Source organism: Arcticibacter eurypsychrophilus (assembly GCF_001730525.1).
Classification (GTDB): Bacteria; Bacteroidota; Bacteroidia; order Sphingobacteriales; family Sphingobacteriaceae; genus Arcticibacter; species Arcticibacter eurypsychrophilus.
On record NZ_MDFN01000012.1, the window covers coordinates 93,169 to 117,692 of the forward strand.

Here is a 24,524-nt window from a genome sequence, read left to right on the forward strand (position 1 = left end):
AGGGAATATGTATAGATAAAGGCTATTAGGGTTGGTTTATGCTAGGACAAATCAAGAGTATATTTCGTCTTTATAAAAGTTTTGGGTGATCTGTTTTTAGTTCCCAAGCGTTAACAGAAAAAAAAAACAGGCTTTAAATCAACTGAATCTGTATGCAGAGAATTAAAATAATACCTTTTATTTCAAAGGGAATCTTTAGGTAAATTATCAGAATGAAAACAGTTTTTTGCGTAATATTGAGACCATGAAAATCCTGATTGTAGAGGACGAAAAGAATCTGGCCCTAGAGATGACTGAGTTTTTTCGTAAGGAAGGTTACTCTATTGAAAATGCCTGGAAGAAATCGTCTGCTGAAGATAAAATAGCTGAAAATACATATGATTTTATACTATTAGACCTGGGTCTGCCTGGAGGAGATGGTTTTGAATTGCTGCATCAGCTCAAAAAGTTAAAAGGGCGTGAAGATGCCGTGATTATCCTTACTGCCAGGGGAGACGTGGAAGATCGCATTAAGGGCTTAGAGGCTGGAGCGGATGATTATCTGCCAAAACCCTTTTCCTTAACGGAGCTTTTGGCCAGAATGCATGCTATCATCCGGAGGAAACATAACCTGAAGATGAATGAAGTGAATGTACATGGTTTTATACTTGATATTAGAAATCATGAAGTTAGTTTTAACCAGCAGCGTTTAAGCTTAACGGCAAAAGAATTTGAGATTTTTAATTACCTGGTATTGAATAAAAATAGGGTAATTTCCCGTATTAACCTTACTGAACATGTGTGGGGAGATATTCTGGAGATCAATGCCGATTCAAATTATGTAGATGTGCATGTCAAAAATCTACGGAAGAAGCTATCTGTGTTTGCTCCTAATGAATGGTTTGAAACCGTAAGAAGTATTGGTTATAGAATAAATGTAGGCGGATGAAACTGCAGCTAAAACTCGCTTTTTATAATACGTTAACTAAGGTTGTTATTATTACGATCATGGCTGGGCTTATTCTAGTTTCTATTAACAGGATCTCAGTCCACCATATTCAACAGCGTCTCCTGCATAAAAAAAGTAAACTCATTTCGAATCTTTCTTCAATGGAGATTAATGACCTGTTAACCCAACAGGGAACTTTTACTGATTATAACTTACTAAAGGAGGAATATATTATACTAAAGAGGGGACCGGCTCATCTGATCAAACCCAAACAGTACTTCCGACAGGGGAACCGTACCATTGAGGGCAGTGACGAAGAGTATCAGATTTTAATAGCGGAATTTACTTATAAAGGCAAAAACTACTTACTGGAGCTTGGCGAAACGACTTCTACGTTGGGGCAGCTGGAGCATACCATTTCCATGTATACCTTTTTTATCCTTTTGGCCTCCATTATATTGACCTCTGTAACTGATTTAGCATTTACGGGATTTCTGCTAGCACCTTTTTACAAGATCATTGATCAGAAACTCAATAAGGTAAACGATCCGATCAGCTTTAATTATGAGGGTATTAAAACTACTACAGAAGATTTTAGGATTCTGGATCAAAGTATCAGCTCCCTGATGAAGAAAATGGCGGATATGTTTAGCCGGGAAAAGGAATTTATCGCTAATGTTTCGCATGAATTATTGACACCCATCACGATACTAAGCACCAGATTGGAGAATCTGCTGAATGACGAAAAGTTATCTGCAGCAGGGGAGACAAAAATATTTGCTTGTTTAAAAACACTTACTCGTCTGAAATCAATTATTAATAGTCTCTTGTTGATTTCTAAAGTGGAGAATAATCAATATGATAAGCTGCATACGATCTCTGTAAAGGAGGTTGTGGACGAAGTTTATGAGGAAATGGAAGACCGTTTGGTGACTATGGATTTAAAGTTTACAATTGACCTGCAGGAAGATCATGCTTTTAAAGGTAACCGTTACTTGTTTCATACGTTGTTAATGAATATCGTGAATAATGCGATCAAGTACAATCGTCACTCTGGATCAGTTTCCATTAATGGGAATCATGCAAATGGTCAATTTATGCTTACTGTGCGAGATTCAGGTCAGGGAATGCTGCTGAATCAGGTAAAAAATGCTTTCCAACGATTTGAAAAGTTTCAGTCAAAAAAGGAAGATAGTTACGGTTTAGGCCTGTCTATTGCACAAAGTATAGCTAGTTTTCATCACCTGGAGCTTGATATTCAATCCGAAAAGGGTAAAGGAACTCAGGTGAATATTATTTTTCCGAAATAGCTTTTGTCTTCATTCAATCTTCATGTACCGTTTGGAACTTTGAGATATCAAATAACAAACATAGTATATATCATGAAAAGATTAATTTTAGCATTAGCATTTGTTGCATCCTCAGTAGGTGCATTTGCGCAAACTACACCTAGTACTACAACATCAAAACCAGTAGCGCACAAAACAATGTCTCACAAGAAAATGACTAAGAAGGTGACTACTACAACTCCCGCGTCAAAAACAACTGTAAAAACTCCAGCAAAGAAATATTAATATTTCAGTAGGGGAAGGCTTAAAATAAAAGAGGATGCTCCGATTAGGGTGCATTCTCTTTTATATATATAAACTGGTTTAAATATAACCAAGATTGAGCTAATCGTCTTCGTGAAAAGAATAACGGTAATCTGTAGCCGGATCTAAAGTTTCTTTTATCGTTCTGGGAGAAACCCAGCGCAACAAGTTGATCATAGAACCTGCTTTGTCATTCGTGCCAGAACCTCTGGCACCACCAAAAGGCTGCTGTCCTACAACAGCTCCAGTACATTTATCATTAATGTAGAAGTTGCCTGCAGAATTCCGAAGGGCAGTGGTCAATTTTTCAATCACATACCGATCCGAAGCGATGATTGCGCCGGTAAGTGCATAAATAGAAGTCTTGTCAAGCAGCTCAATAGTTTCATCCAACTTTTCGTCATCATAAACATAGAGGGTAAGAACAGGGCCGAAGATCTCTTCACACATGGTCACTGAAGAAGGATCTTGAGTGACGAGAATAGTGGGATCTATAAAATAGCCTTTAGACTTATCGTATTTTCCACCAGCGATGATCTCTACACCTGGATCTGCTTTTGCCTGATCAATAGCAGCTGCTAATTTGTCAAAAGATTTTTCGTCGATAACAGCATTAATAAAGTTTCTGAAATCTTCGACAGGTCCAACTTTCAAACTAGCAAGATCACAAACCAAAAGCTTTTTAAGTTCAGGCCAGATCGATTTCGCTACATAAGCCCGGGATGCAGCAGAGCATTTTTGTCCCTGATATTCAAAGGCTCCTCTAACGAGTGCTGTATTGGCAACTTTAAGATTGGCAGATCCATGAACAAAGATATAATCCTTACCACCAGTTTCGCCTACAATACGGGGGTAGGTCTTGTATTTATGAATGGAGTTTCCAATTGTTTTCCAGATGTTTTGAAATACGGCTGTTGATCCGGTAAAATGAATACCGGCAAAGTCTGGGTGTTGAAAAATAATTTCCCCTGCATCAGGTCCGGATACATAAATCAGGTTAATTACGCCATCGGGCAAACCGGCTTCCTTAAGTACTTCCATAATTACGCTTGCTGCATAAACCTGGGTGTTAGCGGGCTTCCATACGACCACATTACCCATCAAGGCAGGAGCTGTAGGAAGATTTCCTGCAATGGCAGTGAAGTTAAAGGGAGTTAATGCAAATATGAATCCTTCGAGGGGACGTTGTTCTAAGCGATTCCATGTTCCTTTTGAAGAAACGGGTTGTTGCGCATAGATGTCGGTCATGTACTTTACATTGAAACGAAGGAAGTCAATAAGCTCACATGCGGAATCAATTTCTGCCTGATAGGCGTTTTTAGACTGGCCAAGCATGGTTGCCGCATTCAATTTATAGCGGTAAGGACCTGCTATAAGGTCGGCAGCTTTAAGGAAAATAGCAGCCCTTTGTTCCCAGGCTAGATTTTCCCAGCCAGCCTTTGCTGCTAATGCAGCATCTATGGCCTGTTTTACGTGCGTTTTATCACCCTGATGAAAGTGTCCTAGCACAAATTGGTGATTGTGGGGAGGCCTTATCGCTAATTTATTACCAGTGCGCACTTCTTCTCCACCGATGTACATGGGTATATCGGCCTGTTGAGAATAGGCTACAGAAATTGCTTCTTTTAAGTAAGATCGTTCAGGGCTACCCGGACTATAGTTTTTTACCGGTTCATTTACCGGTGTTGGGACATTAAAAAAACCTTTTGTCATATTTTAAAAAACTTAAGGTGTAAAGATATTAAACCTTTAAGCATATAAAAGGATTGTCTTGTAATTGAAAACGATAGCAGAACAATCCAGGCAATCCTCCAATTAATATCAGTTTCAAATGACAATATTTGCCTATATTGCACTTTATAATTTATAGTTACCTGAGCTTTAAAAATATTTTAGTGTATTGATATGGAAAGCAATGTTCAATTGCAATTAGCGTCTGATTTTGTGCAATTTACAGATAAAAATATTTTTTTAACAGGCAAAGCAGGAACTGGAAAAACCACCTTTTTACATGAGCTAAAAAAATATTCGGTGAAGCGGATGGCTATTGTTGCTCCAACAGGGGTGGCAGCGATCAATGCAGGCGGGGTGACTATTCACTCGTTTTTCCAATTACCATTTGGTCCTTACATCCCCGAAGATGCTGGTAATCCTCCTCAGAAAAGAAATACCTCTTTTAATGCCAATAGATTTCATAAAGAAAAAATTAATCTGATTAGGAGTCTCGATCTTTTAGTTATCGACGAAATTAGTATGGTTAGGGCGGATACATTGGACGGAATCGATGAAGTGTTGCGCCGGTATAAGGATCACTCTAAACCTTTTGGTGGATTACAATTATTAATGATTGGTGATCTGCATCAGCTTTCGCCAGTCGTTAAGCAGGATGACTGGCAGATCCTCAAGGACTACTATCCTAATCTTTATTTTTTTAACAGTAAAGCTCTTAAAAGAAGTTTACCGGTTAGTATTGAGTTAAAACATATCTACAGACAGTCTGACACCGCTTTTATTGATCTTTTGAATCGTATTCGCGAAAATGCAATTGATGCGACTGTATTGGATAAATTGAATGAAAGATACATTCCAGGGTTCAATCCGCCGGATGAACAGGGTTATATTACATTGACAACGCATAATAATCTTGCACAGGAAATAAATGTGAAGAAACTCCTTCAGCTTAAGGTGAAAGTCCAAACGTTTATAGCTGAGGTTGAACAGGATTTTCCTGAATATTCCTATCCTACGGTTGTTGATCTTGAACTTAAAGTTGGGGCACAGGTCATGTTTGTTAAAAATGACAACTCCAGAGAAAAGCTATTTTATAATGGTAAAATTGGAAAGGTTATTCGTTTAACTGATGATACCATTTATGTTAAATGTCCCGATGACCAATTAGATATAGCCGTGCAAAAGGCAGAATGGCAGAATATAAAATATACCTTAAATCCTGTAACGAAAGAAGTTGTGGAAAGTGTAATTGGTACTTTTAGTCAGTTTCCTTTAAAACTGGCCTGGGCAATAACCATACATAAAAGTCAGGGTTTAACATTTGAACGTGCGATTATTGATGCGAATGCTGCATTTGCGCATGGGCAGGTTTATGTCGCGCTAAGTCGTTGCAAAAGCTTTGAAGGCATGGTATTGAGTTCAGCAATCTCCTCCTCAAGTGTAAAAACAGATGGCACTGTTGCTGAGTATACTCGTAACGCGAGCAATAATGAGCCTGGCGAAAAGCAACTGAATCTTTCCAAGATCTCATTTCAGCAATCCTTATTATTTGATCTCTTTGACTATAAAGATATTAAGCAGTATTTCTTTCAGTTTCAGAAGATCGTACAGGATAATGACCGGATCGTTGCTCCTTCCCTTGCGGATGATTTGATGGAAATGAGAGAAGCCGCGGAGAAAGAAATCTACCTGATAGCTGCTTCTTTTCAAAAACAGTTGCAGTCATTACTTCAGGAGGACCACATTCCTGAGGAAAATGAAGTACTACAGGAAAGAGTTAAAAAGGCTTGTGTTTATTTTGTGGAGAAAACAAAGGTTATCCTTCAGGAGGCCTTTCGGAAGTTTAGTTTGGAAACCGATAACAAGGCTATAAAAAAGAGTTTGGGTGATGCTTCGGAGCGGCTAAAGAAGGCTGTGTTTATTAAAGTGACATCCTTGGGTTTTGGCCTCCGTGGGTTTAATACGCTGGGGTATTTGAAGACAAAAGCCAATGCGGATATTGACTATGAAACTTCCTTAAAGGTCATTCCTGCAACACGGAAACCCCCTATAACTACTAATGTTCATGCTGAGTTGTATTCCACTTTATGGAAATGGAGATCAGATATAGCAGCGGATCGGAATATTCCTGTATATATTGTGCTGCCTCAAAAATCACTTATTGAGCTTGTCGAGCAATTACCTTCCACAGCAGAAGAATTGGAGAAGATAAATGGAATAGGCAAAACGAAAGTAAAATCGTTTGGAAAAGATATATTGGAGATGATCGCTTCATACTGTGAGAATAAGGGAATCGACAGGCATCCTATGGAAATTAAACTTAAGGAAACGAAGGTTAAAATTGATACAAAGGAAGTTTCTCTTGATTTGTTTAGATCGGGAAAAAATATCCAGCAGATCGCTACGGAAAGGAGTCTCAGTGTAGGTACTATAGAATCCCATATAACATTTTATATTGGCTCCGGGGTTATTGGGATTCATGAAATGGTGCCAGAAGAAAAGGCAAATAGTATTGCAAAATATATTAAAGCACATCATCCTGAATCCATTAACGATATTAAAGGAGCACTTGGTGATGCAGTGACCTATTCAGAAATACGGGCGGTAATGAAGCACTTAGAATATGTGCAGATTACGGTTTGATCTTATTAATACGAATGCAAGATAACCAACAGTTTTAAACACAAATTGTGATTAAAGAATATTTTAAACCTATCATTTTCAGCATTTGCTGCCTAACCGTACTTAATTGTTCTGCCGGTACGGATATGGCAAAGTATCCCAAAGCCAACAGTGTTATAATCAAAACTATTGATTCTTTGAATGATTTGGCATTTAAGGTGAAGCGAAATAATATTACCCGAGCGCTTGATATTCTTTATCAGTCATCCTATCTGGCTGAAAATAATAATTATGAAAATGGAATTGCCACAGCTCTGTTAACCGAAGCAGGTATATATCAGCAGAATGGTTATTTTAAACGTGCTTTAACATTATATTATAAGTCGTTAAATATCAGCGCTAAAAATGGTGACTCCATGAATATTGCCAGAGCCAATCAACAGATTGGTAGTATCAGTATGGAGAGTGGTAACTATAGAGAGGCAGAGCGTCAGACCATTATAGCGATGAAATACTTCACCTTATTAAGCAAGAAAGAGGATATCATTAATATGAAGAATAGCCTCGGATCAATACTGATGAATCAGGGTAATCAGGTTGCTGCTATGAACTATTTTAATGCGGCGTTGCTTGATGCCAGTAAAATTCATTATGAATATGGTATAAAAAAGGCGTGTTACAATATAGGACTGGTGAATAGCAGTACCGGAATGTTTAATAATGCAAAGATCTATTTTTTAAGAGCCCTTGCTTTTGATATTAAGAACAAAGATAACTATGGTATTGCGCTGGTTAAAAATCAATTGGCAATCATTGCAATCAAAATGAAAGATTATGCAACGGCAGAAAACCTACTTGAATCTTCCATAGTTGCTTCCAGATCAATTTCAGCTGCGCAGCTGGAAATTGATGCCGTTAGTAGTTTATGCCTTATATATAAAGAGCAAAAAAAACTGGAGAAAGTCATTGAGTGGCAACAGGTGCTTATCCAAAGACATCAGAAACTTTTGGAGAAGGAAAAGGTTTACGCCATGAATTTTATGGAAATTCTAAGGGAAAAGGAGCAGGAGCGATTTTTATTTCAAAAGAAAATTCTTAAGGGACAACAGGACGCAAAATACGTCAGCATGATTCTCGGAGTGGTAGGTCTTGGTCTTGTTATATTTATTGTAGTCGTACTTTTATGGTATAAGAATTATATAAAGATCAAAGCCTACAGCAAGGAATTAATGAGTAGTAATATCGTTATTCAAAGTCATATTCTTTCTCTTAAGACTTTGAATCAAGAAATCTCAGGTCAGAACAGCAGTCTGGAGGAATCAAACAAGATGAAAGATAAGCTTCTATCGATCATTAGTCATGATCTCAGACAGCCCCTGGCTAATACGAAAGGGATTTTGGATCTTATTGATGGCGATTATTTGAGTGTTGATGAGATGAATCAACTTTTGAAGGATTTGGATACCCAGTATGTGAGATCCCTGACCTTGCTGGATAACCTATTGTTCTGGATTAAGAGTCAGATGGCTGGACAGAAAATTGAATCAAAGCTAATCAATTTAAGAATCCTTATTAATGAGATCAGTCATGAACTGGAAATTTCGGCCAGTAAAAAAGGTATTACTATCATAAATGATATTCAGGATCGTGTTAACATATCGGGCGACCTTGAAATGATGAAGGTAGTTTTCCGGAATCTGATCTCCAATTCAATCAAATTTACTGAAAAGGGCTTTGTGAAAATTTATGTAACGGAAGGCGCTGAGCTCTGTGTTCATGTGCACGATAGCGGCGTGGGCATGACTGATGAAGCGTTAAAAAAAGTATTAAGCAAGAACTATTTTACTACAAGGGGAACACATAAAGAATCAGGTTCGGGTTTCGGACTGTTAATATGCAAGGACCTTATCAGCAAGCATGGAGGGAAAATGGAAGTGAAGAGTGAAATAAACAAAGGCACAGAATTCACTATTTTCTTATCGAATGTGATTAAACCATAATTTTTGTCTTCAATTTCCTACCTTAGCTTGATTATTTGTTTTTGAAAATGACTACATCCTTTGATTTTGAAAAGCCTATAGCTGATCTTCTACAGCAGATAGAGAAAGTTCAGCAGATTGCTGAAAAGACGAAAGTTGATATGAGCGGAACGCTTGAAGAGCTTAATCAACAGTTAAATACGACAAGAGAACAGATCTATTCTAATCTTACAGGTTGGCAGAAGGTACAGATTTCCAGGCATCCAGAAAGACCTTATACCTTGCAATACATCGAAATGATGTGTCAGGATTTCATTGAGCTGCATGGTGATAGAACTGTTAAAGACGATAAAGCAATAGTTGGAGGCTTTGCATCTATTGGCGGGCAGACTGTGATGGTCATTGGTCATCAAAAGGGTACGAATACGAAATTACGTCAGTTTCGTAATTTTGGTATGGCTAATCCTGAAGGTTATCGCAAAGCACTCCGCCTGATGAAGCTGGCGGAAAAGTTCAATAAACCTGTTATTACTTTGATTGATACTCCAGGAGCATTTCCCGGTTTAGAAGCGGAAGAACGTGGCCAAGGCGAAGCTATTGCACGTAACTTGTTAGAAATGTCTGTTCTGAGAGTTCCCGTCATTTGTGTGATCATTGGGGAAGGTGCATCAGGTGGTGCATTAGGAATTGGAATAGGGGATAAGGTACTGATGTTGGAACATTCCTGGTATTCGGTTATTTCCCCTGAAAATTGCTCAGCCATATTATGGCGCACATGGGATTTTAAGGAGCGTGCCGCAGAATGTCTGAAGCTTACTGCAGATGACATGCTTAAGAATCGGTTGATTGACGGAATAATTCCAGAACCTTTAGGGGGTGCTCATTATAACCCTGCGATGATGGGTGGAATCCTGAAAGAAAGAATTCTGAAAGAGTTAGCTGAACTAAAGGCTAAAGATATTGACACGGTTGTAACAGAAAGAATTGATAAATTCTGTGCAATGGGAGTGGTAGTTGAATAAATTACGATTAGGAATAAACAAGAAAGGCCCTGAATATTCAGGGCCTTTCTTGTTTATTCCTAATCGTGCTGCTAATAGTTTAATGAAAGTTTACTTTGCAGGTTTGTAAATTGTTTTTGAATTTCAGCATGAAGCGCTGTTTGTTTGTTAGCCTCAGTGATTTTGAGCAATTCATTGTAAACGGATATTCCTAACTGAATATCGTTCATCGCGAACTTTTGTCTGCTATTTGACAATCCACCAAGGTATCCTAATTCCGCCCCGATATAGTCACTGGTATTTTTAACCAATTTGTTTGCAGCCTTCGTTTCACCCACCTTATAAAGCAGATCTGCTGTATAATACCGGTGAAGGATATAGTAAAACAGATAATTTTTATCGGGAACAACTTCAAGAGACTTGTTTATTACCTTTTTGGCTTCTGTAATACGACCTTGTTCATATAATTTGGTTGCCAGTGTATTGAAGCTTTTGATTACCGTTGCGATCATCCTTGTCGTTTCAGGATCAAGGTAATGGGCATTTTTCATGTTACCCCATACAAACTTATTGATCAGATTATTGTACATCTGATCGGTATTAATAAGTTCCGGCTCTTGTTTCGTAGAGTCAGCTACTGCAGTTTTTAAAGGTAAAAGCCGGTACGCAAAACCTTCATTGTAAAGGTATTTATCCAAACCTATATAATTGCTTGAAGGAACCGTAACTGCAAAATAAACAGGACGTTTCCAGTCATTATGAGCAAGAATATCAATCATTGCCAATTCTGTCTTGGTTACATAGTTCTTGTTATAGGTCCATTCCATTACAGGCGTAATACTATCTTTCAGAGCTAAACTAACTGTTTTGGTAGCCAGTACCTGTGCCGGATCAATGGTAATTTTAAAGCTTTTGGTAGGAAGAATATTTTCTTTAGTGCCATCCTGCTGAACGGGGAACTTATCGTTCTCATTATCTGATGTTAGTACTTCAAAAAGACTCTTCATCTCAATAGGATCTGCCAATTTGTAATCGTAATACCGGATCACGTCCCGTACTCCCTGAACAAACTTGGCATTAGGCATGGTAATTGGTAGCGGCTCTGCCTGGTTGATCTTATCCTTCATCTGGCGGATGTACCAATCCGTGCCCAGCAAACTTAAGTTTACTATACGCACATCGGGGCGAACACCCTCCACTTCCTGTACATACCAAAGCGGGTAGGTATCGTTATCCCCATAAGTAAAGAGGATGGCGTTTGGAGCGCAGGATTGTAGATAATCGATTGCAAAATCGCGGGTAGTGAATTTTTCTGAGCGGTCATGGTCATCCCATTCCTGTGAAGCCATTAATACCGGTGCAGCCAATAAACCAATAACGGTGGCACCGATGCCGGCAACCTTGGCGGATATACGCTTCGACAGCCAGCTGGCAATAGCGGTAACCCCCAAACCGATCCATATGGCAAATGCATAAAAAGACCCGGCATAGGCATAATCACGTTCTCTTGGCTGGAGTGGATTTTGATTCAGATATAAAACAATGGCCATTCCCGTAAAGAAGAACAGTAACCCAACTACGCCTGCATCTTTTTGATTGCGTTTGAAATGCCAGAAGGCACCAATTAATCCCAATATAAGAGGAAGGAAAAAGAGTCGGTTATGCGCATTGTTTTCGGTAATGCTAGGAGGAAGGTTATCCTGAGAGCCTAAAATTAAGGCGTCTATTGGTTTTATTCCTGAGATCCAGTTTCCTGATGTATAGTTTCCTTGTCCCTGATCATCGTTCTGGCGACCTGCAAAGTTCCAAAGAAAATAGCGGGCATACATAAAGCCAGTTTGATATGAAAACAGGAAACCAAGGTTATCAGAAAAAGTGGGCTTTTCAGTTTCTCCCAGCTTCATCCAGTCGCGATAATAACCTACATGTTGCGGGTCGTCGCTGTACATCCTCGGAAGGAGGGTATTGCGATCATATTCAGTTGAGAACTTTCTGCCGGCAATTTCATATTTAGAATCACCTTTCCGGTATATATTATCGTTCTGTTCGTAATTTGTAACCTGCGAATCGAAATACTGTCCATATAATAATGGACGATCTCCATATTGTTCCCTATTCAGGTAACTTAAAAAGGCAAATGCATTGTCGGGGGCACTATTATTTAAGGCTGGATTAGCTTTTGCACGTACAAGAATCATGGCGTAAGAGCTATAGCCCAACATGATAAAGGCAAAACAAATTAAAGCCAGATTTAATAGCGGTTTGACGCTTTTTATGGAGTAAATGATTCCATAAGTTGTAGCAGCTACCACTAATAAAGCAAATACAAATACACCACTTCCGAAGCCCATGCCCAGTGTATTCACAAAGAACAAGTCAAAGTAAGCAGCAAATTTGACCAAATACTGGATAATGCCGTACTGGATAATTGCCAATATCACAATCCCTGCAAATAACGAAAGGAGACTACCCTTACCTGTAGGTTGTTTAGATCGTTTGAAATAATATACCAGAGCCATTGCCGGTATTACAAGCAGGTTAAGTAGATGTACTCCTATAGACAGGCCTATTACATAGGCAATAAATATAAGCCATTTGTCTGCCCCAACTTCATTAGCATGTGCATCCCATTTCAGTATAGCCCAAAATACGATGGCTGTACAGAGAGAGGACATGGCATATACTTCAGACTCAACTGCAGAGAACCAAAAGGTATCAGAGAAAGCATAAGCAAGTGCGCCTACGAGTCCAGATCCTATTATAGTAATCAGCGTAGCGGGTTTTAATTCTTCTCCCGTCTTATAGATCACCTTTTTAGCAAGCGCTGTGATGGTCCAGAATAGAAAGAGGATAGTTGCCCCGCTTGAAAGAGCTGATCCTACATTCATCCAATAAGCTACTTTGGTTACGTCTGACCCGGCAAGGAGTGAAAATATCTTTTGAAGGATCAGAAATAATGGAGCACCGGGTTGGTGAACAATCTGTAGTTTATAAGCAGCAGCGATAAATTCACCGCAATCCCAAAAACTTGCTGTGGGCTCTGCGGTCATTATATAAGTCGCAGTAGCGATTATAAAACATAGCCAGCCGAAGAGGTTGTTGATTTTATTGTAATTCATATATTATACCAGTATCGATATCGAGCCCGAAATTAATGAATTGAATTTAATTACCAAGTTTTACAGGAGAGGTTTAACACATTTTAGTAATCAATTTTGTGCAATACCTGATACAGCTGTTCTGTGAAGATTTGATATTGACTCTTAAACGTTTTTTTATAAAGTTTTTGTGTTTGATAAACAGGATGTTAGTGGAGCAGTAAAAGCGAAATGCATCTAGATAACTATTATTTGAAAAAATGTGTTGCATTAACAGGTTAATCCTCCTATATTTGCATTCCATTTAGAAGGAAAAACTAATAAATGGAAGATTGCCCGATAGTATAAAGGTAGTACAACGGTTTTTGGTATCGTTTGTCTAGGTTCGAATCCTGGTCGGGCAACAAACAATTCGGATTTTCTGATCGCTTGAAAAGTGTACATTCAATTCAAAGTTCGAATTTATGTTGTCATAAATAAAATATTTTGAGTTCTTTATATAGTAATCATAAGATCCACTGTCCGAACGATTAAAATGCCACTCAGATCCAATCCCGTTAAGTTATTCGCCGGCTCAGGCACTACAGCACTAGCTGCTAAAATAGCAGGTTCCTATGGAATCGAACTTGGTGATGTTGTTACATCGCGTTTCAGCGATGGAGAATTCCAACCTTCTTATAATGAATCTATTCGCGGATGTGATGTATTCGTTATTCAATCCACAAATCAGCCTTACGATAACCTGATGGAACTCTTGTTGCTTATTGATGCAGCAAAAAGAGCTTCAGCCCATTACATTACGGTTGTGATGCCATACTTTGGAATGGCAAGACAGGATCGTAAAGACAAACCACGCGTAGCGATTGGTGCCAAGCTGGTTGCTAATTTACTTACTGCTGCCGGAGCTCATCGGATCATGACTATGGATTTGCACGCCGCACAGATACAAGGATTTTTTGATATCCCTGTAGATCATTTGGATGCTTCCGTCATCTTTGTCCCTTATATAAAGAGTCTTAGTTTACCCCATCTTACTATTGCTTCACCTGATATGGGCGGTTCATACCGGGCACGTACATTCGCTAAATTCTTTAATGCGGAAGTAGTGATTTGTGATAAACGGCGTAAAAGAGCCAATGAAATTGAATCCATGTCCATTATCGGAGATGTAACCGGTCAGGACATTGTGTTGATGGACGACATTTGTGATACGGCAGGAACACTCGCCAAGGCAGCGGAATTGATTATGAAAAACGGTGCACGCAGTGTAAGAGCAGTATGTTCGCATCCCGTGCTTTCAGGTAAGGCCTACGAAACGATCGAAAATTCGGCCCTTACAGAGCTGATTGTTACTGATACGATTCCTTTAAAACAACCTTCTGATAAAATAAAAGTCCTTTCTACAGCAGATCTTTTTGCTAAAGCTATTTCAATAGTACATGAGCATGGATCTATAAGCGGATTATTCAGTGTAGAACAAAATTTGAATACCTAACAATAAATATATAAATATGAAAACTATCGCTATTAGCGGTTCCCTTAGAGGGAACGTAGGGAAACGCGACGCAAAGGAATTGCGTTACGAAGGTAAAGTGCCTGCAGTTCTTTATGGTGGAAAAGGCCAGACTCATTTTTCGGTTTTGGCAAGTGACTTAAAACTTTTGATCTTCAGTTCAGATGTAAGTTTTGTTGGTCTTGAAATTGACGGAGTAACTACTCAGGCAATCATTCAGGATACTCAATTCCATCCTTTAACAGATCAGATCATACATATTGATTTCTTGGAGCTTCAGCTTGACAAACCTATTGTTATGCAGATTCCTGTTCAATTAACAGGTACATCTCCAGGTGTTAAAATGGGTGGTAAACTATTTCAGAAACTACGTAAACTGCGTGTAAGAGCATTACCTGCAGACATGCCACAATACGTTCAGGTTAATATAAATACATTGGATGTTGGACATGCAGTACGTGTACGCGATTTAGATTTCAAGGGTTATGATGTAATCAATACACCAGAAGATACTATCGTATCTGTAACTACTTCTCGTGCTTTAAGACAAGCAGAGCAGGATGCAGTAAAGGGTAAATAATATCTTTTGCATTCGGTAAAAATCGTAAAAGAGGGGTTATCTGTAGAGATAACCCCTCTTTTTTTTAACCAGCTACCTTATAAAGATAGCTGGTTTATTCATTTCCTCTTTTAATTTACATTTGTAGAATGAAATACCTAATTGTAGGTCTTGGAAATATCGGACAGGAGTATGCAGATACTCGTCATAATATAGGGTTTATGATTGCTGACGCACTTGCTAAAAAAGAAGGCATAAGTTTTTCCAATCTCCGTTTAGCTTACTACATGGAATACAGTCATAAAGGCAGAAAGGTTTATGTAATTAAACCGACCACATTTATGAACTTAAGCGGAAAAGCGCTTAATTATTGGATGAATGATCTCAAAATCCCGATTGAAAATATTCTGATCCTGGTAGACGATCTGGCCATTCCATTTGGCAAGGTTAAAATCAAACCAAAGGGAAGCAATGCCGGTCATAATGGCCTTAAAAGTATTGAATCTGTTCTTAATGGATCTAATTACGCTCGACTTCGGTTTGGTATATCAGACAATTTCCCTAAAGGGCGTCAGATTGACTATGTGCTGAGTGGTTTCGATGACGATGAGCGTCCTGCACTACCCGCATTAATTGATCGTTCGGTAGAGATGATCGAAAGTTTTGTTACCGTTGGCCCTGAACTAACGATGACCCGTTTTAATAATAGCGACCTATAAATGATGATACATATTTACGGAATCAAAAACTGTAGTACAGTACAGAAAGCACTGAACTGGTTCGATGAACACAAATTAACGTATGAATTTCATGACTTTAAAAAAGTTGTAGTTTCGGAAGAGAAGCTGGCTTCATGGGCTAAACAAGTAGGCTGGGAGGCCTTGGTCAATAAAAAAGGAACCACCTGGAGAACCGTAGATCCTACAACGCAGCAGTCGGTTGTGGATGCCTCTACAGCCTTTCCGCTGTTGATAGAAAAGACCAGCCTGATAAAAAGGCCTGTTATTGAGCAGGGTGATACTGTATTGTTAGGGTTCGATGAGAGCCGTTATCAAGAGCTGTTCCAATAAATTATTTATCTTTTTAGGTTAGCTTAAATATTCAGATCATTTTTGCGTTAACTATGCATGATCTTTACTATGATCATAGACCGTTATTCCCCTTTATGTATTCTATAAAAATTCTCGTTTTTTTTCTTTCTCTGTCTTTCGTATCCATTTATTCAATCGCTCAGCAAAGCGGTAACTCTTCCGGCAAGAACAATAAGAACACTGGTATTTATGATTATTCTGAAGCTTTCGCCGGGTCAATCTATGGATCGTCAGGTAATGAAACTCGTTCGGCTTCGGGAAAACCCGGACATGCTTATTGGCAAAATCGGGCAGACTATAAGATTCAAGTTGCTTTGAATGAAAAATTAAAGACCATAACTGGTTCTGAAATAATAACCTATACCAACAATAGTCCCGATAATCTGGAATTCATTTGGCTTCAGTTGGATCAAAACCTATATAAACAAGGTTCACGTGGATTGGCAATTGTTCCCCTTGGAGGAAGTCGAAGCGGAGTAAAGGGACAGGTGTTTGATGGTGGTTACAAGGTAAAGTCGGCGAAGTTGTTGACCGACGACGGCAAAGAAATAGAGCTTAACTGCATGATTGATGATACAAGGATGCAGCTTTTATTGCCCGAAGCACTAAAATCTAAAACGAAGCTTAAACTTAAAATTGAATTTTCTTTCATCATTCCTGAATATGGTTCCGATCGGATGGGAATCTTAGAAACCACCAATGGTCCTGTTTTTTCATTAGGGCAATGGTATCCGCGACTTTGTGTATATGATGATATTTCTGGTTGGAATACGATTCCATATACTGGTCCGTCGGAGTTTTACCTGGAGTATGGCAATTTCGATGTTGCGATTACTGTGCCGGCAAATCATGTGGTAGCCTGTTCCGGACAATTGCTTAATCCGGATAAAGTCTTTACTGCCGATCAGCTTAAGCTATGGAATGAAGCGGCAGAAAGTGAAAAAACGGTCATGATAAGATCGGAAAAAGATGCCCGCAATGCGATTAAACCCTCCGAAGAAACCCGTACCTGGGAGTTTAGGATGGAAAATACCAGGGATGTGGCTTGGGCATCCTCATCTGCCTTTATGGTTGATGCGGCGCGAATAAATTTGCCGGACGGAAAAGTTTCCCTGGCTGTTTCGGCGTATCCTGCAGAGTCAAGCGGTAAGTTTGCCTGGGGAAGATCAACACAATATATTAAAGCATCTGTAGAGTATTACTCGGCAAAGTTGATGGAATACCCCTATCCTGTAGCCATAAATGTAGCTAGTAATGTGGGCGGAATGGAATATCCGGGACTTGTATTTTGCGGGAGTAAAGCCCGTACCTCAGCACTATGGGGGGTTACAGACCATGAATTCGGGCATACCTGGTTTCCAATGATAGTGGGGTCTAACGAACGTTTGTATCCATGGATGGATGAAGGGCTGAATACATTTATAAATGAATTTTCGACCACCTCGTTTAATGAAGGTGAGTATGACAAAGGGGCACAAAATAAACGGAGATGGGTTTCTTTAATAACAGACTCATCTTTTGAACCGGTTGTGAATAGTGCAGACAATATAAAGGAAAAGAATATCACCTATCTTTCTTACTATAAACCTGCTGTAGCGCTGTTTATGCTGAGGGATTATGTACTGGGTCCGGAGCGTTTTGATCGTGCCTTCAAATTGTACATTGACCGCTGGGCATTTAAACATGCAACTCCTGATGATTTCTTTCGTACCATGGAAAACAGCAGTGGTGAAAACCTGAATTGGTTTTGGCGTGGCTGGTTTCTGAATAACTGGGAGCTGGATCAAGGCATTACAGGAGTGAATTACGTTAAAAATGACCCTTTAAATGGTATCTTAATTACGGTGGTGAACCTGAATAAAATGGTGATGCCGGTTGTTGTAGAGATAACTACAAAGAGTGGTAACATTTTCCGGGTGAAGCTTCCTGTGGAAATATGGCAAAGGGATGCGAGCTGGACCTTTCAGTATCCTTCTACAGAAGAGATAGCAACGGTAAAAGTTGATCCGGATGAAGCGTACCCGGATATCAACACCGATAATAACACCTGGCAGGTTAAGAACTAAACGGATTCGGGAGGAGAAGGAGTCGGTTAGGAGAGTAATCCGCATATAGACCTTGCCTTGTTCTTTGGAGCTGGCTTCGTGCTCCGTTTCGGGTCGAAGCACGAAGCCAGCTCCAACGAACAAAGAACGAACAGTACTCGTATTCAACTTCCAGTTGGTACCTTAGTTTTTCGAGAAGGGTATCCATAATGTGTAGATGATATCATTGCGTTTCAGTTGTTTGAGGGCTATTCTATAAACCTATTTCCACTTTATAGCGCATAATTAACGGCATAGGTAGGGTTTTAAGCGATGGTACAAGTACTTACCGAAATATAATCGCATAATATAATAGTTCAACCCCTTGATAATCATAAATTTCTTATTACCTTTGCATTCCTTTTTAGGACAATACAATTAAGTAAATTTAATTAAAAACAAAAAAACGTAAATGCCTACTATTCAACAATTAGTTAGGAAAGGTAGAGTAGCTCTGGTGGATAAGAGTAAATCCCCAGCGTTGGACAGCTGTCCACAGCGAAGAGGCGTGTGTACCCGTGTATACACTACTACCCCTAAAAAACCAAACTCAGCAATGCGTAAAGTTGCGCGTGTTCGTTTAACAAATGGAAAAGAAGTGAACGCTTATATTCCAGGAGAAGGACACAATTTGCAGGAACACTCTATCGTATTGATCAGAGGTGGACGTGTTAAAGATTTACCAGGTGTACGTTATCACATCATCCGTGGAGCATTAGATACTTCAGGAGTAGCTGGAAGAAATCAACGTCGTTCAAAATATGGTACAAAACGTCCTAAACCAGGACAGGCAGCTGCAGCCCCTGCAAAAGGAAAGCCTAAAAAGAAATAAGTAAGGAGGATATATAAATGAGAAAGTCAAAACCAAAAAAGAGAATTATCCTTCCTGATCCGAAGTTCAATGACGTAATGGTAACCCGTTTCGTGAATAACATGATGTACGACGGAAAGAAATCAATTGCTTATTCAATCTTTTACGATGCTGTTGAACTAGTTGAAAAACGTACAAGTGAAAGTGGCCTTGAAGCATGGAAAAAAGCATTAAACAATGTGATGCCAGCTGTAGAAGTTAAATCCCGCCGTGTAGGTGGAGCAAACTTCCAGGTTCCTACTGAAGTTCGCGCAGAGCGCAAAATTGCTTTAGGAATGAAGTGGTTAATTTTGTATTCCCGTCGTCGTGGAGAAAAGACCATGATGGAGAAACTGGCAGGTGAAATCATGTCGGCTTCTAAAGGAGAAGGTGCTGCTGTAAAGAAGAAAGAAGATACGCACAAAATGGCTGAGGCTAACAAGGCGTTCTCTCACTTCCGTTTCTAATTAATAAGATTACATAGATTTAAAATAAATTACATCAGTCTGGTTTAGTTTTGCAGACTGATGTAATCCTTTTTTAATTAGAGAATCATAAAAACATAATGGCAAGAGATTTAAAATATACAAGAAATATAGGTATTGCTGCCCATATTGATGCGGGTAAAACCACAACAACTGAGCGTATCCTCTATTACGCAGGGGTTAGCCATAAAATAGGTGAAGTACATGAAGGTGCTGCAGTTATGGACTGGATGGCTCAGGAGCAGGAACGTGGTATCACGATCACTTCCGCTGCTACAACTGTGGAATGGAAATACAGAGATCATTCCTATCACATCAATATTATTGATACACCGGGTCACGTGGATTTTACTGTAGAGGTAAATCGTTCATTACGTGTACTTGATGGATTAGTATTTCTTTTTTCAGCAGTTGATGGTGTTGAACCTCAATCTGAAACCAACTGGCGTCTTGCTAATAACTATAATGTTGCCCGTATAGGCTTCGTTAACAAAATGGACCGTTCAGGAGCTGACTTCTTAAATGTAGTTAAGCAGGTTAAAGAAATGTTGGGTAGCAACGCAGTGCCATTGCAATTGCCAATTGGTGCTGAAGAGCATTTTCAGGGCGTAATTGACCTGATTAACTTCCGTGGTATCGTTTGGAATGAGCATGATAAAGGTATGACCTTTACTGAAGTGCCTATTCCTGAAGATATGATTGAAGAAGCAACTGAATGGAGAGAGAAATTGCTTGAATCTGTTGCTGAATATGATGAAACCTTAATGGAGAAATTTTTCGATGCTCCTGAAACAATTACTGAACGCGAAGTACTTGATGCTTTACGTAAAGCTGTTTTAGATGCAAAGATTGTTCCTATGGTTTGTGGTTCATCTTTCAAGAATAAGGGTGTTCAAACGATGCTTGATTACGTGATGGAATTACTTCCTTCACCAATGGACGTTGAAGGTATTGTGGGTACTAACCCTGATACTGGTGCGGAAATTGTTCGTAAACCATCTGTTACTGAGCCTTTCGCAGCTTTAGCATTTAAAATTGCAACTGATCCTTTCGTAGGTCGCCTTTGTTTCATCCGTGTTTATTCAGGTAATCTGGATGCCGGTTCTTATGTGTATAACATGAGATCAGGAAATAAAGAACGTATTTCCCGTATCTTCCAAATGCATGCAAACAAGCAAAATCCTATTCCTAATGTTGGAGCTGGTGATATTGCTGCTGTAGTTGGTTTTAAGGATATCAAAACAGGTGATACACTTTGTGATGAAAAGTTCCCGATCGTTCTTGAGTCTATGAATTTCCCTGAGCCGGTTATCGGTTTAGCGATTGAACCTAAAACTCAGGCTGATATGGATAGATTAGGTTTATCTTTAGCTAAGTTGGCGGAAGAAGATCCTACATTCCATGTAAAGACAGATGAGGAAACAGGACAAACAGTTATTTCAGGTATGGGTGAGCTTCACTTAGATATTTTGATGGATCGTTTGAAACGTGAATTCAAGGTTGAAGTGAATCAGGGTGCACCGCAAGTAGCTTACAAGGAAGCGATTACTGGTACTGCTCAACACCGTGAAACATATAAGAAACAAACTGGTGGTCGTGGTAAATTTGCCGATATTCAGGTTATTATCTCTCCTATTGATAAGGACTTTGAAAAGGGCGGACTTCAGTTTGTGAATGAAATTTCTGGTGGTTCTATTCCACGTGAATTTATTCCTTCTGTAGAAAAAGGTTTTGCTGCTGCCATGGCTAATGGTGTGTTGGCAGGATTCCCTCTACCGAACATGAAAGTTCGTTTAATTGATGGATCTTTCCACGCAGTCGATTCAGATGCTTTGTCTTTTGAAATCTGTGCACGTTCTGCATTCCGTGAAGCATTGCCAAAATGTAAGCCAGTTCTAATGGAGCCAATAATGAAGGTAGAAATACTTACTCCGGAAGAAAATATGGGTGACGTGATTGGTGATATGAACCGTCGTCGTGGTCAATTATTAGGTATGGATTCTCGTGCTGGTGCTCAGGTAATTAAAGCTACAGTGCCTCTTTCTGAAATGTTTGGTTATGTAACTCAGTTACGTACGATTACTTCAGGACGTGCAACCTCTACTATGGAATTTGATCACTATGCTGAAGCTCCACGTGGTGTTCAAGAAGAAGTTATTGCTAAGGTAAAAGGTAGCAAGAATAATTAATATAAAAACAAATCGCCTTACTTAACTAATAGCTCTTAAGTAAGGCTTAACAAAAATAACAATGAGCCAAAGAATTAGAATTAAATTAAAATCTTACGATTACAACTTGGTTGATAAATCAGCTGAGAAAATCGTTAAAACTGTAAAACCTACTGGTGCAGTAGTGAGTGGTCCTATTCCCCTTCCAACAGAAAAGAGAATTTTTACAGTATTGCGTTCTCCACACGTAAACAAGAAGGCTCGTGAGCAGTTTGAATTATGTGCTTATAAAAGACTTCTTGACATTTACAGTTCTAACTCTAAGACAGTAGATGCTTTGATGAAACTTGAATTGCCAAGTGGTGTTGAAGTTGAAATTAAAGTGTAAGTACTTGTTGCTTATATGATATAAAAAAAGACCATGCTTGTTTTAAGTATGGTCTTTTTTTGTAATGAATAGAACAAAAGCCTTGTTAAGTTTTGAAAGACGCTTAGCCTTATTTTGTTAATATAGTTTTGTTAATCCCGGCGTCCTAAGTCGTCTAGTTTGTTTCGTTCATCCTGCAATTCGCGGGCTAATTTCTTTTCTCTTTCGTTGGCTTTAACCTTGTATGTTTGGAATTCTGCTGAAAGCTCTTCAAATAATTTAATACGGTACCTTGCTTCTTTACGTGCACCTATGGATTGGAATATGCTGACTAAAAGAGCGATTCCAAGTACCAGAACTGCACCCCACATGATCATATTGTAGGTAGACTTATCTACAGGCATGCCCAAAAAGCTTACCTGGTCTAATTTTGAAGTAGATGCTGCTAATGCTTCCTCATTCGTTGCTAGGTTTTTTTTAAGACCTTCGACCGATGTGGTTAGGGTTTTAAATTTAGTCTGCACCTGAGCAAGCTTCCTATGCTCTTGTTTTAAGGAATCGGTAGCGCTTCGCCATAAGTTGGTTAAACGTGTTGGATTAACCAGCTTATATCCATCCAGAGTTCTGGACTTGCTGAGCATATCTTTATATTGACTGTTTAAGCTTAGATCTGCTACTTTTGTGGTGTCTTGAGCTTTCAAATCAGTAAAAGATCCGCATATTAGTATGCTTGAAAGTGTCAGTCCTAATAAAAAGGAATTTTTCATAGTGTTGGAATTTCTAATTAAAGATGAATTGTTTAAGAAAATCAATTCTATAATAGCAATAATAAGTTAAAGTTATTACTTGCAAAAATAAGATCTAAAATCTATGCATATATTTACAGTATGAACATTGGTATCATAGGTTTAGGAGACATGGGTTCGGTTTGTGCTAGAAAGTGGGCATCTAAAGGATTTACGGTATTTGGCAGTGATCTTCCTGAAAGATATGATCTTCTAACTGAACAGTTTGAGGGTACTTCTGTCACTATTTTAGAGTCGTCAAAAGCGGTAGCAAGAAAGGCCGACTTCCTATTATATTCCGTTGAGGCAACAAATATAGGACCTGTTGTTGCTCAAACAGCCGATTCGGTAAAATATGGTTGTATCATAGCGGGTCAAACTTCTGTGAAAACTCCGGAGATTGCTGCCTTTGAAAAATATTTGCCTTCGGATGTTCATATAGTGACTTGTCATTCTTTACATGGTCCTGCGTTTGCAACAGAAGGTCAAAAATTGATTGTGGTGAGACATCGGGCTACTGATGCTATTTACCATCAGGCAATGCAAATATTTGAAGCTCTGGAATCTGAAATAATTGAAATTGCAGATTACAAAATGCATGACCAGATTATGGCTGATACGCAAGCGGTAACACATATGGGATTTGAGAGTATGGGTACTGCATGGAAAAATGCAGGTTTTTATCCCTGGGATCATGGTGCGTATTCGAATGGAATTGACAATGTGAAAATCCTGACTACTTTACGGATTTTTAGTTATAAAGCGCATGTTTATGCTGGACTTGCTATTTTAAACCCTTATGCGCGTAAACAGGTAAGACAATACGCGAAGTCTGAATCAGAACTATTTAAAATGATGATCTGCGAAAGAGAGGATAGTTTTCGGCAGCGGATTAAGGCAGCGAGTGAATTTGTATTTCATGGGCTGCGAGATTTTATAACACTTGATCCGGAAATCATGAAGGATTTCAAAATGGCTGAAGAGGCTGGAAGTTATATGCCAAATTCGCATTTGAGCTTGCTGGCTATGGTAGATGCCTGGTATCAGATGAGGGTTAATCCGTATGAAAATTTAATTTGTCAAACGCCTCCGTTCCGTTTACGACTAGGGATAGCTGAGTATTTGTTTAAAAATGAAGCCCTTTTGGAGGAAACGATTCAGACGGCTCTGTATGATAAAAGTATCCGTGCAGATGACCTGGAGTTTCATTCTGCAGTACGGGAGTGGGCATCGATTATTGAATATGGTGATATGAATGGGTACCTTTCTCATTTTGATCAGGTAAAGGGGTTCTTTGCAGACAGGTTGCAAGAGGGGGCAAGGCAAAGTGCAAGGTTAATTGAAAAGCTTACTCAATAATTTTTGTTTATTGTGGGAACGAAGGGGTGTTCTTATCTGTATTTTGTATCGAAAGCTACAATTGGATTTGAGAACCTGGTTCTTTTATAAGATCAACTGAAATGAAAGTTTATAATTCTGTGCTGCGTGCCTGTCTTTATATTAAGATTAACTGATTGAGAGATTATAATTCTGTGCTGCGTGCCTGTCTTTAAATTAAGATCAACTGATTGAGAGATTACAATTCTGTGCTGCATGCTGTTTTTATATTAAAATCAACTGATTGAAAGTTTACAATTAAATATCGGGATCTTTTTTTTTATAAAGATTACT

The 24,524-nt window shown here is 39.0% G+C and carries 19 protein-coding genes and 1 tRNA gene; 17 read left to right on the forward strand and 3 right to left on the reverse strand.

What is annotated here, in order from left to right; genetic code table 11:
* Window positions 1–244: 244 nt before the first annotated feature.
* The 3 genes from BFL47_RS08370 (at window position 245) to BFL47_RS19765 (ending at window position 2,502) form a co-directional block, all read left to right on the forward strand.
* Window positions 245–928, forward strand: coding sequence for a response regulator transcription factor (locus tag BFL47_RS08370; RefSeq protein WP_069659345.1), 684 nt, complete (start codon window positions 245–247; stop codon window positions 926–928).
* A complete protein-coding gene (locus BFL47_RS08375) occupies window positions 925–2,238 on the forward strand; it encodes a sensor histidine kinase (protein WP_069659346.1) in 1,314 nt (437 codons plus the stop codon). Before BFL47_RS08370 ends, BFL47_RS08375 begins: the two co-directional genes overlap by 4 nt.
* Window positions 2,239–2,310: 72 nt before the next feature.
* Window positions 2,311–2,502, forward strand: coding sequence for a hypothetical protein (locus BFL47_RS19765; RefSeq protein WP_069659347.1), 192 nt, complete (start codon window positions 2,311–2,313; stop codon window positions 2,500–2,502).
* A 99-nt stretch (window positions 2,503–2,601) separates the two neighbouring features.
* Here the strand turns inward: BFL47_RS19765 and pruA are convergent, their stop codons facing one another.
* Window positions 2,602–4,233, reverse strand: coding sequence for an L-glutamate gamma-semialdehyde dehydrogenase (gene pruA, locus BFL47_RS08385; protein WP_069659348.1), 1,632 nt, complete (start codon window positions 4,231–4,233; stop codon window positions 2,602–2,604).
* Window positions 4,234–4,425: 192 nt separating this feature from the next.
* Between pruA and BFL47_RS08390 the strand changes: the two genes are divergently transcribed.
* The 3 genes from BFL47_RS08390 to BFL47_RS08400 are packed head-to-tail and all read left to right on the forward strand — an operon-like array spanning window position 4,426 to window position 9,874.
* Window positions 4,426–6,894 (forward strand): helix-turn-helix domain-containing protein, encoded by a 2,469-nt coding sequence (locus BFL47_RS08390; RefSeq protein ID WP_069659349.1) that lies wholly within the window; start codon window positions 4,426–4,428, stop codon window positions 6,892–6,894.
* A gap of 47 nt (window positions 6,895–6,941) precedes the next feature.
* Complete coding sequence (locus BFL47_RS08395; RefSeq protein ID WP_069659350.1) at window positions 6,942–8,873, forward strand: tetratricopeptide repeat-containing sensor histidine kinase; 1,932 nt, start codon at window positions 6,942–6,944, stop codon at window positions 8,871–8,873.
* Window positions 8,874–8,920: 47 nt separating this feature from the next.
* The gene (locus tag BFL47_RS08400) at window positions 8,921–9,874 is read left to right on the forward strand and encodes an acetyl-CoA carboxylase carboxyltransferase subunit alpha (RefSeq protein WP_069659351.1); all 954 of its coding nucleotides are present in this window, start codon (window positions 8,921–8,923) and stop codon (window positions 9,872–9,874) included.
* A gap of 71 nt (window positions 9,875–9,945) precedes the next feature.
* On the opposite strand, the gene BFL47_RS08405 is transcribed toward BFL47_RS08400, so the two are convergent.
* Window positions 9,946–12,972 carry a glycosyltransferase family 117 protein gene (locus BFL47_RS08405; RefSeq protein ID WP_069659352.1) on the reverse strand — a complete coding sequence of 1,009 codons (3,027 nt, stop codon included), beginning with the start codon at window positions 12,970–12,972 and terminating at the stop codon, window positions 9,946–9,948.
* Between the two features lie 312 nt (window positions 12,973–13,284).
* Here BFL47_RS08405 and BFL47_RS08410 point away from each other — a divergent pair.
* The 10 genes from BFL47_RS08410 to rpsJ all read left to right on the forward strand — a co-directional run bounded on the left by BFL47_RS08410 (window position 13,285) and on the right by rpsJ (window position 22,089).
* Window positions 13,285–13,355, forward strand: a tRNA-Gln gene (locus BFL47_RS08410).
* A 131-nt stretch (window positions 13,356–13,486) separates the two neighbouring features.
* Window positions 13,487–14,446: a ribose-phosphate pyrophosphokinase gene (locus BFL47_RS08415; RefSeq protein ID WP_069659353.1), complete on the forward strand. Its 960-nt coding sequence runs from the start codon at window positions 13,487–13,489 to the stop codon at window positions 14,444–14,446.
* 16 nt (window positions 14,447–14,462) lie between these two features.
* Window positions 14,463–15,044 (forward strand): 50S ribosomal protein L25/general stress protein Ctc, encoded by a 582-nt coding sequence (locus BFL47_RS08420; protein ID WP_069659354.1) that lies wholly within the window; start codon window positions 14,463–14,465, stop codon window positions 15,042–15,044.
* A 128-nt stretch (window positions 15,045–15,172) separates the two neighbouring features.
* Window positions 15,173–15,742, forward strand: coding sequence for an aminoacyl-tRNA hydrolase (gene pth, locus BFL47_RS08425; protein ID WP_069659355.1), 570 nt, complete (start codon window positions 15,173–15,175; stop codon window positions 15,740–15,742).
* On the forward strand, window positions 15,743–16,093 hold the full coding sequence (locus BFL47_RS08430) for an ArsC family reductase (protein WP_245681328.1): 351 nt from the start codon (window positions 15,743–15,745) through the stop codon (window positions 16,091–16,093).
* Between the two features lie 95 nt (window positions 16,094–16,188).
* A complete protein-coding gene (locus BFL47_RS20210) occupies window positions 16,189–18,180 on the forward strand; it encodes a M1 family metallopeptidase (protein ID WP_083257075.1) in 1,992 nt (663 codons plus the stop codon).
* Window positions 18,181–18,610: 430 nt separating this feature from the next.
* Entirely contained in the window at window positions 18,611–19,030 is a 420-nt protein-coding gene (gene rpsL / locus BFL47_RS08440; RefSeq protein ID WP_040300619.1) for a 30S ribosomal protein S12, read from the forward strand.
* A gap of 17 nt (window positions 19,031–19,047) precedes the next feature.
* Window positions 19,048–19,515, forward strand: coding sequence for a 30S ribosomal protein S7 (gene rpsG / locus BFL47_RS08445; protein ID WP_040300620.1), 468 nt, complete (start codon window positions 19,048–19,050; stop codon window positions 19,513–19,515).
* A 98-nt stretch (window positions 19,516–19,613) separates the two neighbouring features.
* Window positions 19,614–21,722 carry an elongation factor G gene (fusA, locus tag BFL47_RS08450; RefSeq protein ID WP_069659356.1) on the forward strand — a complete coding sequence of 703 codons (2,109 nt, stop codon included), beginning with the start codon at window positions 19,614–19,616 and terminating at the stop codon, window positions 21,720–21,722.
* 61 nt (window positions 21,723–21,783) lie between these two features.
* Window positions 21,784–22,089 (forward strand): 30S ribosomal protein S10, encoded by a 306-nt coding sequence (gene rpsJ, locus BFL47_RS08455; protein ID WP_016197132.1) that lies wholly within the window; start codon window positions 21,784–21,786, stop codon window positions 22,087–22,089.
* Between the two features lie 131 nt (window positions 22,090–22,220).
* Here rpsJ and BFL47_RS08460 read toward each other — a convergent pair whose 3' ends face one another.
* Window positions 22,221–22,835 (reverse strand): hypothetical protein, encoded by a 615-nt coding sequence (locus BFL47_RS08460; protein WP_069659357.1) that lies wholly within the window; start codon window positions 22,833–22,835, stop codon window positions 22,221–22,223.
* 120 nt (window positions 22,836–22,955) lie between these two features.
* Here BFL47_RS08460 and BFL47_RS08465 point away from each other — a divergent pair, with 120 nt between their 5' ends.
* A complete protein-coding gene (locus BFL47_RS08465; protein WP_069659358.1) occupies window positions 22,956–24,212 on the forward strand; it encodes a prephenate dehydrogenase in 1,257 nt (418 codons plus the stop codon).
* Window positions 24,213–24,524 lie beyond the last annotated feature (312 nt).

What these genes read in the sequence shown, in the direction of transcription:
- BFL47_RS08370 (WP_069659345.1), top strand. Translation starts at nt 245, where the DNA reads ATGAAAATCCTGATTGTAGAGGACGAAAAGAATCTGGCCCTAGAGATG.
- BFL47_RS08375 (WP_069659346.1), top strand. Translation starts at nt 925, where the DNA reads ATGAAACTGCAGCTAAAACTCGCTTTTTATAATACGTTAACTAAGGTT.
- BFL47_RS19765 (WP_069659347.1), top strand. Translation starts at nt 2,311, where the DNA reads ATGAAAAGATTAATTTTAGCATTAGCATTTGTTGCATCCTCAGTAGGT.
- pruA (WP_069659348.1), bottom strand. Translation starts at nt 4,233, where the DNA reads ATGACAAAAGGTTTTTTTAATGTCCCAACACCGGTAAATGAACCGGTA.
- BFL47_RS08390 (WP_069659349.1), top strand. Translation starts at nt 4,426, where the DNA reads ATGGAAAGCAATGTTCAATTGCAATTAGCGTCTGATTTTGTGCAATTT.
- BFL47_RS08400 (WP_069659351.1), top strand. Translation starts at nt 8,921, where the DNA reads ATGACTACATCCTTTGATTTTGAAAAGCCTATAGCTGATCTTCTACAG.
- BFL47_RS08405 (WP_069659352.1), bottom strand. Translation starts at nt 12,972, where the DNA reads ATGAATTACAATAAAATCAACAACCTCTTCGGCTGGCTATGTTTTATA.
- BFL47_RS08415 (WP_069659353.1), top strand. Translation starts at nt 13,487, where the DNA reads ATGCCACTCAGATCCAATCCCGTTAAGTTATTCGCCGGCTCAGGCACT.
- BFL47_RS08420 (WP_069659354.1), top strand. Translation starts at nt 14,463, where the DNA reads ATGAAAACTATCGCTATTAGCGGTTCCCTTAGAGGGAACGTAGGGAAA.
- pth (WP_069659355.1), top strand. Translation starts at nt 15,173, where the DNA reads ATGAAATACCTAATTGTAGGTCTTGGAAATATCGGACAGGAGTATGCA.
- BFL47_RS08430 (WP_245681328.1), top strand. Translation starts at nt 15,743, where the DNA reads ATGATGATACATATTTACGGAATCAAAAACTGTAGTACAGTACAGAAA.
- BFL47_RS20210 (WP_083257075.1), top strand. Translation starts at nt 16,189, where the DNA reads ATGTATTCTATAAAAATTCTCGTTTTTTTTCTTTCTCTGTCTTTCGTA.
- rpsL (WP_040300619.1), top strand. Translation starts at nt 18,611, where the DNA reads ATGCCTACTATTCAACAATTAGTTAGGAAAGGTAGAGTAGCTCTGGTG.
- rpsG (WP_040300620.1), top strand. Translation starts at nt 19,048, where the DNA reads ATGAGAAAGTCAAAACCAAAAAAGAGAATTATCCTTCCTGATCCGAAG.
- fusA (WP_069659356.1), top strand. Translation starts at nt 19,614, where the DNA reads ATGGCAAGAGATTTAAAATATACAAGAAATATAGGTATTGCTGCCCAT.
- rpsJ (WP_016197132.1), top strand. Translation starts at nt 21,784, where the DNA reads ATGAGCCAAAGAATTAGAATTAAATTAAAATCTTACGATTACAACTTG.
- BFL47_RS08460 (WP_069659357.1), bottom strand. Translation starts at nt 22,835, where the DNA reads ATGAAAAATTCCTTTTTATTAGGACTGACACTTTCAAGCATACTAATA.
- BFL47_RS08465 (WP_069659358.1), top strand. Translation starts at nt 22,956, where the DNA reads ATGAACATTGGTATCATAGGTTTAGGAGACATGGGTTCGGTTTGTGCT.